Here is a 12,819-nt window from a genome sequence, read left to right as displayed (position 1 = left end):
CGGGGGCATCGGCCCCTCCCCGGCCCGAGCAGGCACCAGGGCCGGATCCGTCGGCCGCCGCCAGGCTGTCTGCCGTCTGGCACGATCCGTTGGCCCGCGGTCCGACGTTCCGGGAGGCGTGAGCAAGTGCCGTTGGATGACATGCCGGGCGCTGCCTGTGGTTCGTGTTCCGTTGAAGAGGTCATTGATCGCGTCGGGTCCAAGTGGAGCGTCGGCATACTGCTCGCCGCGGCGGACGGGCCCATCCGGTTCTCCGGGCTGGAGCGGGCCATTCCGGGGATCAGCCGGCGGATGCTGACCGTTACGTTGCGCAATCTCGAGCGCGACGGGCTTGTGGTCCGGACCATTCATCCGACCGCGCCGCCGCGCGTCGAGTACTCGCTCACGCCCATGGCGCTCGAGCTCCGGGCGGCGCTCGTCGCCCTCGCCGGCTGGGCGCGACGGCACAGGGGTGATATTGCGGCCGCGCGGGTTCGATATGACGGGCGCGGGGGCTGAGCGGGCCTCTTCCGCGCCTACGCTGAGCCGGTGGGGCTTGATCTTGCCTTCTCCGACGAACGGCTCGAGAAGGCGCTCTGGGCGCTTGCCGACGATGCCGAGGCCACGCCCGCGCTGGAGCTGATCGCGGGCATCGATGACGTACACGAACGGGAGCGCGCCGTCAGCGTGCTCGGCGCCGGCGGGGCGCGGCGGCTCGACCTGCTGCGCGAACTGGCGCGACAGCAGGCGTACCGCCGCGAGCAGTGGCTGCTGCTCGGGGCCTCGCTCGCGGCCGCGGCCTGGGAGGTGCGCGACCCAGCGGCGTCCGACAAGGCCACCTACCGGCAGACGATGGAGCAGCAGGCGCTCGTCGCCGAGGCGCGCTCGGCGCTGCGGCACGCCGCGGCGCTCGGGCGGGACGATCCGGTGGCGTGGAGCGAGCTCGCGGGGGTCGTGGTCGGCGCGCCGCTGCACGCCACGGAGGCGGCCGACATGTTCAAGCGGGCCGCGACCATCGCGCCCGACCTGTACCTCGCGCACGCGCGGCGCCTCATGGGGCTGACCCGGCGCTGGTACGGCACCCCGGACTACTTCCTGGCGTTCGCCCGCACGCGGGTGGAGGGGCGGCCCGACGGGCATCCGCTGCACGCGCTCGTCGCGCTCGCCCACATCGAGGGCTGCGTCGACGGGCTGCTGCGCGGCAACGTGCTCGGGCGGTTCTGGCGGGCGTGGCGGTACTTCGGCGATCCCGAGGTCCGGCGCGAGACCGACGCGGCCGCGGACCGGCTGCTCGCGGGGGCCGGCGAGTTCCGCTCGCACCCGTGGGCGATGCCGGCGCACCAGGCGTTCGCGGCGCTCTACCACCAGGCCGGCGACACGGGGCGGACCCGGGCGCACCTGGAGCTCGCCGGAGACCGGGCCGCGGTGTGGCCGTGGCGGTACTTCGGCGACCCGGGGAAGCTCTTCGCCGCCGCCCGCAAGTCCGCCGGGCTCAAGGGCGTCCTCACAGGCTGCTGAGGTCGATGAGCTTGGCCAGCTCGACGACCTTCGGCACGGCCTCCTCCGCCTTCTCGTCGGGGGTGCCGGGGGCGAAGCGCAGCGACAGCTCGATGATCCGCTTGTTGCCGGCCAGCCAGCCGACCTCGACGCCGGGGCCTGCCTTGTCCGCGGCCGGGGTCGGCATCTGGTAGCCGACCACGCCCAGGCCCGGAACCGGGGTCGCGTCCTTCGGCTGGATCATCGAGCTGAACACGTCGGCGCCGATCGTCGTCGAGCTCACCGACAACACCAGGTCGGGGTAGCTGGCGCCGCTGGCCTGCAGCACGCAGCTGAACGTGTTGTCCTGCGACGCGCCCGCGGCGACGCTCAGGTCGAGGCCCAGCTTGGCGTTGACCATGCCGAAGTCGAGCAGCTGGCAGGCGCCGCCGGCGGCCGCCGCCGGGGCGGTCGAGGCCTTGGCGCCCGGGCTCGCGCCGGCGTCGTCGCAGCCGGCGACGAGAGCGACGGACAAGGCAATGACGGCCATCAGCACCCTTCGCACATCGGGCACCTTATACCGGCAGGCGCGCGGTGATGTACTTGGCGATCTCCAGCGAGCTCGTCGCGGCCGGCGACGGGGCGTTGAGCACGTGGACCTGCCGGCCCTCGGCGACGATGAGGAAGTCGTCGACGAGGTCGCCGGAGGGCGTGATCGCCTGCGCCCGCACGCCCGCCTCGGCCGGCACCAGGTCGTCGGCGGTCACCGCGGGCACCAGCCGGGCCAGGCTCTGCGCGAAGCGCCGCTTCGACAGCGACCGGCGGACCTCCGTGACGCCGTACCGCAGATGCTTGCGCGCCAGCTGCCACAGCCCGCCGTAAGTGGCGGCGTCGACCACGTCGCGGGGGCGGATCTTCCCCCACGTGTAGCCCTCCCGCGCCATGGCCAGCACCGCGTTCGGTCCGGCGTGGACGCTCCCGTCGACCATGCGCGTCAGGTGTACCCCCAGAAACGGGAACTGCGGGTCCGGCACCGGATAGATCAGGCCGTTGACCAGGTGCCGGCGATCCTCGCGCAGCTCGTAGTACTCGCCGCGGAACGGGATGATCCGGGCCGGCGGCCGGATCCCGGCCATCCGGGCCACCCGGTCGGCGTACAGGCCGGCGCAGTTGACCAGCACGTCCGCGACGATGTCCCCGGTCGTGGTGCGCACCACCACCTCCCGGTCGGTGGCGCGGATGCCGAGGACGGCCGTGTTGAGCCGCAGCGTGGCGCCCGCCTTCTCGGCGATCTCGGCCAGCTTGTCGCACACCGCCTTGAAGTCGGCGATGCCGGTCGACGCGACGTGGATGCCCTCGACGCAGGCGACCTCCGGCTCGTACTCGCGCGCCTCCGCCTGGTTCACCATGCGCACCGGCAGCCCGTTGGCCTGCGCCCGCTCGAACAGGGCGTGCAGCCGGGGCAGCTCCTCGGCGTCGGTGGCGACGATGAGCTTGCCGGTCACCTTGTGCGCGATCCCGTGCTCGGCGCAGAACTCGACCATCGAGGCGCTGCCGGCCTTGCAGAGTGTGGCCTTCAGGCTACCGGGCTTGTAGTACACGCCGGCGTGGATCACGCCCGAGTTGTGCCCGGTCTGGTGGGCGCCCCAGACGCCCTCCTTCTCCACGACCGTGACCCGGGCGTCGGGTCGGTCCAGGACCAGCCGGTGGGCGGTGGCCAACCCGACAATTCCCCCACCGATGACCACGTACCGCACGCTGACTCCTCTACGTCGGATCGCTGCATCTTAGGGGTCCGAGATGGCGTGCTAGCGTGACCGACCGTGAGTGGTGAGCCCGAGACGATCACCGGAGCTGCGATGGACGACGGGCCGGTCACTCCCGCCGAACCGGCCGCCCCGGCCGAGCCGGGCGACCTGGTCGCGCCGCCCGCGACGACCGGCCGGAAACCGTGGCGGGCGCGGGCCGTCCAGGCGGTGCGCATCCTCGCCGCCATAGGTATTGCGTACTTCATCGTGGCCACTACCGTCCAGCAGTGGTCCGACGTGTCGGCGACGTTCCGCAACCTGTCGTGGCCGTCGCTGGGCGCCTCGCTCGCCGCCGCGGTCGCCTGCCTGTGGGCGACGATGATGGCCTGGCGGGCGATGGTCGGCAACCTCGACCACCCGCTGCGCATCCGCGACGCGGCGCCGATCCAGCTCATCGGCGCGCTGGGCAAGTACCTGCCCGGCACGGTCTGGGCGTACGTCGTGCAGATGGAGCTCGGCCGCCGCGTCGGCGTGTCCCGGGCGAAGGTGTTCATCGGCTCGGCCGTCGTCACCGGCCTCGGCGTCACCGTCGGCCTGGTCCTCACCTCGCCCGGCTTCGGGGTCGCGTTCGACGGCGCCGACGCCACCAAACACCAGACGTTCGCCGCCATCGCGGTGTGGTGCGCGGTGATCCTGCTGCCCTTCGGCCTGGTCTGCTGCTACCCGCCGCTGCTCACCTGGCTCGTCGGCCGGGCGATGCGGATGCTGCGCCGCCCGGCCCTGGACCGCCCGATCACCTGGCGCCCGATCCTGGTCTCCAGCGCCTGGTGCGCCGTCGGCTACCTGGCCGCCGGCGTGCACATCTGGCTGCTGGTCCGCTCCCACCTGCCCGGCGTGCACGGCCTGATCGGCAGCGTCTTCGCGATGGCCCTGGCGATGAGCATCAGCACGTTCGTCATCGTGGCCCCGTCGGGCCTGGGCGCCCGCGAGTTCCTCATGGGGATCGCGCTGGCCGGCCTCGGCGTGCCGTGGCCGACGGCGTGGGCCCTGACCCTGGTCTCCCGCCTGCTGTTCACCATCGCCGACGTCGCCGCGGCGGGCGTCTCCGCCGCGGTGGGCCTGCGCCGCATCCGCCACTCGGCCCCGCCCCCGGCCGCGCGGTAGGCCACCGGCATGATCCGGCGCCAGGTGGCCGCCGGCCCGGTAGCCGAGCAAGACGTGACGGACTGCGCGCCGCGTCTCATTCTGGGGTGACGGCCGCGGGGGCGCGCTGACCAACCTCTTACATCGGGCCGCGGGTTGCGCTTACCCGCGGCCCGCAGCATGTGCGGCATGAGACGAACCCTCGCCATCGCGCTGGCGGCCGGGCTGCTGTTCCTGGGCGGCTGCGGCCGGGCGCGTGCGCATCAGCCCGCGGCGCCGGCGGCCCCGCCGGCGCCGGCCTCGACGACGGCCGGGGCGGCCGCAAACACCGGTGACGCCTCCGTGGACGGCCTGCTCGACCAGGTCGGGCAGCAGCTCAGCAACGAAGCCCAGCCCGCCGAGGACGAGGACTGACCGTGAACCGAATCGCACGTACCACCGGAGTCCTGCTCGCCGCGCTGGCCGCCACGCTCGTGACCGCCGCCCCGGCCGGCGCCGCGCCGTCGCCGGGCGCCGGGCTGGACGCCGCCAAGACCGCGGTGGCGGCCCGCATCGACAAGCGCCTCGACGCCCTGAAGCGGTTCGAGGCGACCGTGAACGGCGCCGCCCAGCTGCAGGCCGGCCACAAGGCGACGCTCACCGGGCTCATCGACGAGCAGCGCTCGGGCCTGACCGCGCTGAAGACGAAGGTCCAGGGCGAGGCCACCGCGGCCGACGTGAGGGCCGACGCGCGGAGCATGGTGTACGACTACCGGATCTTCATCCTGACCGGCCCGAAGGTGCGCCTGACCGCGGCGATCGACACGGAGCTGGCGGTGGTGGCGAAGATGCGCGCCGAGCCGGGCGCGGACACGGCGAAGCTGGACGCGATCGCCCGGTCCCTGCAGGGCAAGGCCGACGTGCTGCTGGCCCTGCAGCCGGGCCCGGACGGCGACGCGATCCGCGCCGCGGTGACCCCGGTCCGGCAGGCGGCGAAGACCGCCCACGCGGAGCTGAAGGCGCTGCGCAAGTCGAAGTGACCGTCAGAGGGCGATCACCCCGGCCGCGGTCGGGGTGAAGCCGCACGCGTCGAGGTAGTAGGCCGTCAGGTGCGGCTCGAAGTCGACGTGCAGCCACTCGCAGCCCGCCGCCCGCGTCTCGGCCGCCGCCGTCTCCACGAGGCGGGTGCCGACGCCGCGGCGGCGGGCCCGCTCGGCCACCCACGTGTCCAGGATGAACGCGTGACCGCCGCCGTCCCAGGCCACGTTCACGAAGCCCACCAGGGCACCGGCGGCGTCGCGGGCGCAGACCCAGCCCAGGCTGTGCCGGTTGACCCGGACCCACCAGCCGGGGGAGGCGGTCGCCACGGCGGACAGCTCGGCGTCGTCGAATGGGGCGCGCCAGGCGTACGAGATCGTCATCGCGCCAAGGTTAGGCGCCGGGCCGGGGCCAGGCGGTCCTTCAGCGACAGGGCCGGGCGCTCCACGAGGTGCCACGAGCGCGAGGACCAGCCGGAGCAGGCCCAGCCCGTTGCTCTTGGGGTCGTACCGGTCGCGCAGGGTGGCCACGTGGGAAAAACGCAAGACCGGAAAATCCGTTATACCGGCGTGCCGGACACCACCCCCAAGCACATCGCCGCGCCCGGGCGGCTCGACGCGTCCGTCACCGCCGTGCCCGGCCCGGTCCGACTGCTGGCCCTCTCCGACGCCGCCGAGCGCCGCGCGATCGAGGTGCGGGACCGTCACCGGGGGTCGCGCATCGAGGTCGTTCGGGTATAGCTTGCGCGACGGCTGTCATTGGAGGTCGCCATGTCCAAGGTGAAGGGTTCCCTGTTCGGTCTCGCGTTCGGCGACGCGCTCGGCGCGCCGACGGAGTTCCTGAGCTACGAGGAGATCCTGCGGCGGTACGGCGACCGCGGCCCCCACGACCTGCCCCCGAGGGCGATGGTCACCGACGACACGCAGATGACCCTCGCCGTCGCCGACGGCCTGCTGAGCGCCCTGGCGGAGCCGCCGGTGACGGCCGAGCGCCTCGAGCCGCGCCTGCGCGGCCGCTTCCTGCAGTGGTGGCGCAGCGACGACAACGACCGCGCCCCCGGCCGCACCTGCATGGACGCGTGCGCCGCGATGGCCGGCGGCAAGCCCTGGTGGGAGGCGACGATCGCCGGTTCGAAGGGCTGCGGCGCCAACATGCGCGTCGCCCCGATGGGCCTGGCCCCCGGCCTGACCGACGACGAGCGCACCGGCGCCGCCCAACTCCAGGCGGCGCTGACCCACGGCCACCCGACCGGCCTGGCCGCCTCGGAGCTGACCGCCCTAGCGGTGCGCTGGCTCCTGGACGGCCTGCCGGTCGCCGACCTGCCGGCCGCGTTGCGCGCCCGCTGCGACTCCCAGCGCGAGGTGTACCGCGGCGACTGGCTCGGCGACCACCTGTGGCGCCGCCCGCTGGTGGAGTCCCCCGAGCAGTTCATCGCCACCGGCTGGGACGAGTGCCAGGCCGCCCTGTCCGGCCTCGAGGACGCCGTGCGCTACGTCGGCCCGGACGCCGACCCGTGCTCGGCCGCCGGCGCCGGCTGGGTCGCCGAGGAGGCCCTGGCCACCGCCGTGTACTGCCTGCTGCTCTTCCCCGACTCCCCGGTCGACGCCATCGCGAGGGCCGCCGCGTCCTCCGGCGACTCGGACTCGATAGCCTCCCTGACCGGCGCCTTCGCCGGCGCCGTCCACGGCGAGCACGCCTGGCCGGCCGAGTGGTACACCCGCATCGAGTACCGCCCGGACCTGGACCGCCTCTCCACCGCCTGGACCGCCTAGCTCCGCGCCATGGTCTCGCAGAAACGCCCGCGCCGCTTTGTCGAAGCCCATGGGCGTGACCCTAAGCGATTCAGCGCGCACAGAGTGTTCCCCATGTGAACCGGTGCACTTCCTCTTGCTCACGGTGCGGTCAGCCGGATTGGGTCGGCGCATGGCTCTCATCGCGTACAACAGTGAGGACGCGGCGGCATTCACAGAGACCCGGCACCTGCGGGACGACGACCTCGCCACCTGGCGAACGGCAATCGGCCGCTACTTCGAGCCCCGTCCAGGGGCGCGTCTGCTCGACCTCGGATGCGGCACCGGCAGCTGGGCGCGGGCATTCCACACCTGGTGGCCCGGTATCGACGTCGTGGCGATCGACCCCTCCGCGGCGATGCGCGAGCGCGCGGTGTTCCAGCCGGTCGCGGCCGGTGCCGCCGACGACATCCCGTTCCCGGACGCGAGCCTCGACGGGGTCTGGCTCTCCACGGTGATCCACCACGTTCCTGACCTCGAGGCGGCCGCCCGCGAGATCCGGCGGGTGCTGAAGCCGGGCGCGCCGGTGCTGATCCGCTCCGCGTTCGCCGGCCGGCACGAGGCGATCAACCTGTTCCGCTGGTTCCCGGAAGCCGTCGCCGTGCTCGACCGCTACCCGAGCATTCCTGGCGTCGAGGCGGCGTTCGCCACCGCCGGATTCACGACCGCCGGCTGCGAACCGGTCCCGCAGGTGACCGCCCCGTCGGCGGCCGACGCCGCCGCCCGCCTGCGGCGCGAGGCACATACCCCGCTGCAGCTGATCAGCGACGACGCGTACGCCGCAGGCGTCGTCCGCCTGCAGGAGGCTGCACGAACGGAGTCCGGCCCGGTCGTAGATACCCTCGATCTGCTGGTACTCCGGTGACCACCCGGCTGGCAGTGATCACGGGCAGCGGCCGGGGGCTCGGCGCCGCCCTGACCGAGCATCTCGCCGACCGGGGATGGGACATTGTGACCGCCTCGCCGTAAAGCTCCTGGCAGCCCGGTTCGGCATGCGCAACGGAAAGTCCCCCGGACGGTAGCGCCCGGGGGACATCCCTTGGTCAGACTCGTCGATGACTCTGCAATCTCAAGGTGCCCCTGGAGGGGACACGCTGAGAATGGTCACACTCAGCTGCAGCCGCTGGTGGAGCCGCAGCCCTCGCAGACGTAGCAGCTGCCCGCGGGGCGCATCTTCGTGCCGCAGGTGAAGCACAGCGGCGCGTCGGCGGCCTTGCCCTGGACGAGTTCGAGCAGTTCCGTGGACGAGCCGATGCGGCGCGGGGTCTCGATCTCGACGGGCTTCGAGGCGGTCGCGGGCTTCTCCGCGGCGGCCGGCCTCTCCACCGGGGCCGAGTTGCGCATCTCGGTGAGGTCGACGTCGGACTCGCCGGCCTCGGCGCGCAGCTGGGCCGCGCGCTCCGCCGAGGTCAGGATGCCCAGCTCCGAGCGGGTGTCGAAGTCGAGGAAGTCCAGCGCCAGGCGGCGGAAGATGTAGTCCATGACGGACGAGGCCAGGCGGATGTCCGGGTCGTCGGTCATGCCGGCCGGCTCGAAGCGCATGTTGACGAACTTCGAGACGTAGGTCTCCAGCGGCACGCCGTACTGCAGGCCGATGGAGATCGCCACCGAGAACGCGTCCATGACGCCGGCGAGGGTCGAGCCCTGCTTCGACATCTTGAGGAAGACCTCGCCGAGGCCATCGTCCGGGTAGGACGAGGCGGTCAGGTACCCCTCAGCGCCGGCGACCGAGAACGAGACGGTCGAGCTGGGCCGCTTCTTCGGCAGCCGCTTGCGCACCGGGCGGTACTCGATCACCTTCTCGGTCTTGACGACCTCCTGGACGACCGGCTCGGGCGCCGCGTCCTTCTTCTTCGACACGGCCGACAGCGGCTGGCCGACCTTGCAGTTGTCGCGGTAGATCGCCAGGGCCTTGAGGCCGAGCTTCCAGCCCTGGTAGTAGATCTCCTCGACGTCCTCGACGTTCGCCGACTCCGGCATGTTGACCGTCTTGGAGATGGCGCCGGAGATGAACGGCTGGATCGCCGCCATCATCCGCACGTGGCCCATCGGGGCGATGGCCCGCTCGCCCATCGCGCAGTCGAACACGCTGTAGTGCTCGGTGCGCAGGCCCGGGGCGTCGACGACGTGGCCGTGCGCCGAGATGTGCTCGACGATCGCCTCGACCTGCTCCTCCTGGTAGCCCAAGGTGCGCAGGGCCCGCGGCACGGTCTGGTTGACGATCTGCATCGAGCCGCCGCCGACGAGCTTCTTGAACTTGACCAGGGCCAGGTCGGGCTCGACGCCGGTGGTGTCGCAGTCCATCATCAGGCCGATGGTGCCGGTCGGGGCGAGGACGCTGGCCTGCGAGTTGCGCCAGCCGTTCTTCGCGCCGATGTCGTTGCCCAGCGCCCACTGCGCCGTCGCCGCGTCCTTGATCGCGGCGTCGACGGCGCCCACGGTACCGATGGCGTCGTTCGCGGCGGCGTGCTTGTGCATGACCCGCCGGTGCGCCGAGGCGTTGCGGGCGTAGCCGTCGTACGGCCCGACGACGCCGGCCAGCTCGGCCGAGCGGCGGTAGGCGGTGCCGGTCATCAGGCTGCTGATCGCCGCCGCGACGGCCCGGCCGCCATCGGAGTCGTACGCCAGGCCGCTGGCCATCAGCAGCGCGCCCAGGTTGGCGTAGCCGATGCCGAGCTGGCGGTACGCGCGGCTGGTCTCGCCGATCTTCTCGGTCGGGAAGTCGGCGAAGGAGATCGAGATGTCCATCGCGGTGATGACGAGCTCGACGGACTTGACGAACTTCTCGACGGCGAACGTGCCGTCGGCGTTGAGGTACTTGAGCAGGTTCAGCGAGGCCAGGTTGCAGCTGGAGTTGTCCAGGTGCATGTACTCGCTGCACGGGTTGGAGGCGGTGATGCGGCCGGTCTCCGGGCAGGTGTGCCAGTCGTTGATCGTGTCGTCGTACTGGATGCCGGGATCGGCACACTCCCATGCGGCCTGGGCGATCTTGTGGAACAGCTCCTTGCCCTTGACGGTGGAGATCACGGTGCCGTCGAGGCGGGAGCGCAGCCCGAACTCGGCGTCGTCCTCGACCGAGCGCATGAACTCGGCGGAGACGCGCACCGAGTTGTTGGCGTTCTGGTACTGGACGCTGACGATGTCCTTGCCGCCGAGGTCCATGTCGAAGCCGGCGTCGCGCAGGGCGCGGATCTTGTCCTCTTCGCGCGCCTTGGTCTCGATGAACTCCTCCACGTCCGGGTGATCGACGTCGAGGATCACCATCTTGGCCGCGCGCCGGGTGGCTCCGCCGCTCTTGATGGTGCCGGCGGACGCGTCGGCGCCACGCATGAACGACACCGGGCCGCTGGCGGTACCGCCGCTGGACAGCAGCTCCTTGGAGGAGCGGATCCGCGACAGGTTGACGCCGGAGCCGGAGCCGCCCTTGAAGATCAGGCCCTCCTCCTTGTACCAGTCGAGGATCGAGTCCATCGAGTCGTCGACGGCGAGGATGAAGCAGGCGCTGACCTGCTGCGGCGACGGCGTGCCGACGTTGAACCAGACCGGCGAGTTGAAGCTGAACACCTGGTGCAGCAGCATCCAGGTCAGCTCGTGGCCGAACACCTCGGCGTCGTGGTCGGTCGCGAAGTAGCCGTGCTCCTGCCCGGCCCGCTGATACGTCGAGACCACGCGGTCGATCAGCTGGCGCAGCGACTGCTCGCGCGCCGGGGTGCCGACCGCGCCGCGGAAGTACTTGGTGGTGACGATGTTGGCGGCGTTGACGCTCCACGTCGCCGGGAACTCGACCCCCCGCTGCTCGAAGTTGATCGAGCCGTCCCGCCAGTTCGTCATGACGATGTCGCGGCGCTCCCACGCCACCTCGTCATACGGGTGTACACCCTCGGTCGTCCAGACCCGCTCGACCCTCAGCCCCTCCCGCTGGTCCTTGCGTGCCGACGCCTTCGTCTTCGTCTCCCCCGCCATCCGCGGCCCCCTCATCAGCGTTGTGTCGTCGTTCGTCGTGCGTGGTCGTTCGCGGCCGGGCGACTTCGCGCCGTCCGCGGGTGATCTCTTCCCCTGTTTGGTACCGCGTGATGCCGCCGCCCTGGTCAGCCCGTCCCGCGCGCCACGCGGGCGGCGCCGCTGGTGCTGAGCGCGCCCTCGGCCGGCTCGCCGGCGCGGGCGGGCGGGGCCGGCGGGCCCTCCCCTCGTACATGCTGGTCCGGCTTCGCCGGCGCCGATTGGCCCTGTGCCGGCGGCGCGTCCGCCTTCGGCGCGCCCGCCCGCAGCGCCGCGATCTCGCGCTCGAAGTCGCTCAGCGAGTCGAACGAGCGGTACACGCTGGCGAAGCGCAGGTAGGCGACCTCGTCCAGCTCTCGCAGCGGCGCCAGGATGGCCAGGCCCACCTCGTGGCTGGGCAGCTCGGCGGCGCCTCGGGCGCGGACGGTCTCCTCGACCTTCTGCGCGAGCAGCGCGATGGCGTCCTCGTCGACCGGCCGGCCCTGGCACGCCTTGCGCACCCCGGCGATGATCTTCGATCGGCTGAACGGCTCCGTCACCCCGCTGCGCTTGACCACGGCGAGCACGGCCTCCTCGACGGTCGTGAACCGCCGCCCGCACTCCGGGCAGGACCGGCGCCGCCGGATGATCTGACCATCCTCGGCCTCGCGGGAGTCGACCACCCGCGAGTCGGCATGCCGGCAGTACGGGCACCGCATCTCGATGGACCTCTTTCCATGGTACGCCGGACAAATCCGCGCAAAAGGGCATGCCAATCCCGGCGAGCGCCCCTCTGAGCGGGCTTCGCCGGACAACTACGTTCGGTGATGGGTAACTGCCGAATCCACAAGCTATGGACGACTTACACCCCTGTAACTACTACATCTAGGGGTAGACGCTATGCCGACGCCTACGCTGACGCAAGTCAAACGCCGATCCCGACACGTTTGTGTCGCGGGTCTCAACAGGCTGGACGGTGCGGCCGCGGGATCCCCGCAGGTCAGCGCGCGCGGGGCAGGATCAGCCGCTGCCCGGCGTCGATACTGTAGCCGTCCAGGTGGTTGAGACGGCGGATCTCCTCGACCGTGGCGTCGCGCCCCCGCCGCCCCCGGCGCTCGCTCGCGATGCCCCAGAGCGTGTCGCCAGGCTGGACGATGACGGTCGGCACCGGCCCCGGCGGGTCTGCGGCCTGCCCCGGCGCGGCGACGAGCCCGACGAGGCCGCCGGCGAGCGCGAGCAGGAAGCAGAACAGCACGATCCGGCCGCGCCGCGTGAGGCGGACCGGCGCCCTTCCGTGCCCGTTTGCGGCCCATCGCCCCATGTCGGCCCCCTTTTCCGTACACCCGTTCGATAGAACAGTCGTACGATGGTGTACCAGAGCGGGAAGACCCGTGTCGAGCGGACTCGCCGAAAAATCGGCGCGCCACGTAGTACAGATGTTTGAAACTGTCGTACCTCGGCGATACGGTGATCCACACACGATCAAGCCCTTTGATCGGGATTATCGGAACTGTGCGACAACCGGCTCCCCCGCACCCGCGGGAAGCCCGGGTGACGGACCACCCCACGGCCCGTCAGCAGGCGCGGCGCCAGCCCGCTCCTGCCAACACGAGGGAGGACGACGTGTCAGCCGACGACCGCACCGACGCATCCGCGAGCGAGCCGGACGAGATCATCGACGGCCCCGG

The 12,819-nt window shown here is 71.9% G+C and carries 13 protein-coding genes and 1 pseudogene; 8 read left to right on the top strand and 6 right to left on the bottom strand.

Annotation, left to right across the window (positions count from 1 at the left end):
• The first annotated feature begins 141 nt into the window (after positions 1 to 141).
• On the top strand, positions 142 to 498 hold the full coding sequence (locus ACGFI8_RS02475; RefSeq protein WP_392799641.1) for a winged helix-turn-helix transcriptional regulator: 357 nt from the start codon (positions 142 to 144) through the stop codon (positions 496 to 498).
• 30 nt (positions 499 to 528) lie between these two features.
• Complete coding sequence (locus ACGFI8_RS02470; RefSeq protein WP_392798797.1) at positions 529 to 1,497, top strand: hypothetical protein; 969 nt, start codon at positions 529 to 531, stop codon at positions 1,495 to 1,497.
• Here the strand turns inward: ACGFI8_RS02470 and ACGFI8_RS02465 are convergent.
• Positions 1,484 to 2,020, bottom strand: coding sequence for a hypothetical protein (locus ACGFI8_RS02465; protein WP_392798794.1), 537 nt, complete (start codon positions 2,018 to 2,020; stop codon positions 1,484 to 1,486). The genes ACGFI8_RS02470 and ACGFI8_RS02465 overlap by 14 nt on opposite strands.
• 10 nt (positions 2,021 to 2,030) lie before the next feature.
• Positions 2,031 to 3,212, bottom strand: coding sequence for an L-2-hydroxyglutarate oxidase (lhgO, locus tag ACGFI8_RS02460; RefSeq protein ID WP_392798792.1), 1,182 nt, complete (start codon positions 3,210 to 3,212; stop codon positions 2,031 to 2,033).
• A gap of 66 nt (positions 3,213 to 3,278) precedes the next feature.
• On the opposite strand from lhgO, the gene ACGFI8_RS02455 reads away from it, so the two are divergent.
• From ACGFI8_RS02455 to ACGFI8_RS02445, 3 genes are all read left to right on the top strand, one after another.
• Positions 3,279 to 4,367, top strand: coding sequence for a YbhN family protein (locus ACGFI8_RS02455; protein ID WP_392798789.1), 1,089 nt, complete (start codon positions 3,279 to 3,281; stop codon positions 4,365 to 4,367).
• 168 nt (positions 4,368 to 4,535) lie between these two features.
• On the top strand, positions 4,536 to 4,760 hold the full coding sequence (locus ACGFI8_RS02450) for a hypothetical protein (protein WP_392798786.1): 225 nt from the start codon (positions 4,536 to 4,538) through the stop codon (positions 4,758 to 4,760).
• 2 nt (positions 4,761 to 4,762) lie between these two features.
• Entirely contained in the window at positions 4,763 to 5,365 is a 603-nt protein-coding gene (locus ACGFI8_RS02445) for a hypothetical protein (protein WP_392798783.1), read from the top strand.
• Between the two features lie 3 nt (positions 5,366 to 5,368).
• On the opposite strand, the gene ACGFI8_RS02440 is transcribed toward ACGFI8_RS02445, so the two are convergent.
• The gene (locus ACGFI8_RS02440) at positions 5,369 to 5,746 is read right to left on the bottom strand and encodes a GNAT family N-acetyltransferase (protein ID WP_392798781.1); all 378 of its coding nucleotides are present in this window, start codon (positions 5,744 to 5,746) and stop codon (positions 5,369 to 5,371) included.
• Between the two features lie 186 nt (positions 5,747 to 5,932).
• Between ACGFI8_RS02440 and ACGFI8_RS02435 the strand changes: the two genes are divergently transcribed.
• The 3 genes from ACGFI8_RS02435 (at position 5,933) to ACGFI8_RS02425 (ending at position 8,018) form a co-directional block, all read left to right on the top strand.
• Positions 5,933 to 6,103, top strand: coding sequence for a hypothetical protein (locus ACGFI8_RS02435; RefSeq protein ID WP_392798778.1), 171 nt, complete (start codon positions 5,933 to 5,935; stop codon positions 6,101 to 6,103).
• Between the two features lie 30 nt (positions 6,104 to 6,133).
• A complete protein-coding gene (locus ACGFI8_RS02430; protein WP_392798775.1) occupies positions 6,134 to 7,135 on the top strand; it encodes an ADP-ribosylglycohydrolase family protein in 1,002 nt (333 codons plus the stop codon).
• Between the two features lie 151 nt (positions 7,136 to 7,286).
• Complete coding sequence (locus tag ACGFI8_RS02425; protein ID WP_392798772.1) at positions 7,287 to 8,018, top strand: class I SAM-dependent methyltransferase; 732 nt, start codon at positions 7,287 to 7,289, stop codon at positions 8,016 to 8,018.
• A gap of 245 nt (positions 8,019 to 8,263) precedes the next feature.
• Here ACGFI8_RS02425 and ACGFI8_RS02420 read toward each other — a convergent pair whose 3' ends face one another.
• From ACGFI8_RS02420 to ACGFI8_RS02410, 3 genes and pseudogenes are all read right to left on the bottom strand, one after another.
• Positions 8,264 to 11,116 (bottom strand): vitamin B12-dependent ribonucleotide reductase, encoded by a 2,853-nt coding sequence (locus ACGFI8_RS02420; protein WP_392798770.1) that lies wholly within the window; start codon positions 11,114 to 11,116, stop codon positions 8,264 to 8,266.
• A gap of 290 nt (positions 11,117 to 11,406) precedes the next feature.
• Positions 11,407 to 11,850, bottom strand: a pseudogene (gene nrdR, locus ACGFI8_RS02415) (transcriptional regulator NrdR); the annotation flags it as partial.
• A 281-nt stretch (positions 11,851 to 12,131) separates the two neighbouring features.
• Positions 12,132 to 12,452, bottom strand: coding sequence for a LysM peptidoglycan-binding domain-containing protein (locus ACGFI8_RS02410; RefSeq protein WP_392798767.1), 321 nt, complete (start codon positions 12,450 to 12,452; stop codon positions 12,132 to 12,134).
• Between the last annotated feature and the right edge of the window lie 367 nt (positions 12,453 to 12,819).

Source organism: Dactylosporangium sp. NPDC048998, from assembly GCF_043197855.1.
In the GTDB taxonomy this organism is placed as follows: domain Bacteria; phylum Actinomycetota; class Actinomycetes; order Mycobacteriales; family Micromonosporaceae; genus Dactylosporangium.
This window is presented reverse-complemented; position numbering and strand designations above follow the sequence as displayed.

What these genes read in the sequence shown, in the direction of transcription:
- ACGFI8_RS02475 (WP_392799641.1), top strand. Translation starts at nt 142, where the DNA reads ATGCCGGGCGCTGCCTGTGGTTCGTGTTCCGTTGAAGAGGTCATTGAT.
- ACGFI8_RS02450 (WP_392798786.1), top strand. Translation starts at nt 4,536, where the DNA reads ATGAGACGAACCCTCGCCATCGCGCTGGCGGCCGGGCTGCTGTTCCTG.
- ACGFI8_RS02440 (WP_392798781.1), bottom strand. Translation starts at nt 5,746, where the DNA reads ATGACGATCTCGTACGCCTGGCGCGCCCCATTCGACGACGCCGAGCTG.
- ACGFI8_RS02430 (WP_392798775.1), top strand. Translation starts at nt 6,134, where the DNA reads ATGTCCAAGGTGAAGGGTTCCCTGTTCGGTCTCGCGTTCGGCGACGCG.
- ACGFI8_RS02425 (WP_392798772.1), top strand. Translation starts at nt 7,287, where the DNA reads ATGGCTCTCATCGCGTACAACAGTGAGGACGCGGCGGCATTCACAGAG.
- ACGFI8_RS02420 (WP_392798770.1), bottom strand. Translation starts at nt 11,116, where the DNA reads ATGGCGGGGGAGACGAAGACGAAGGCGTCGGCACGCAAGGACCAGCGG.
- ACGFI8_RS02410 (WP_392798767.1), bottom strand. Translation starts at nt 12,452, where the DNA reads ATGGGGCGATGGGCCGCAAACGGGCACGGAAGGGCGCCGGTCCGCCTC.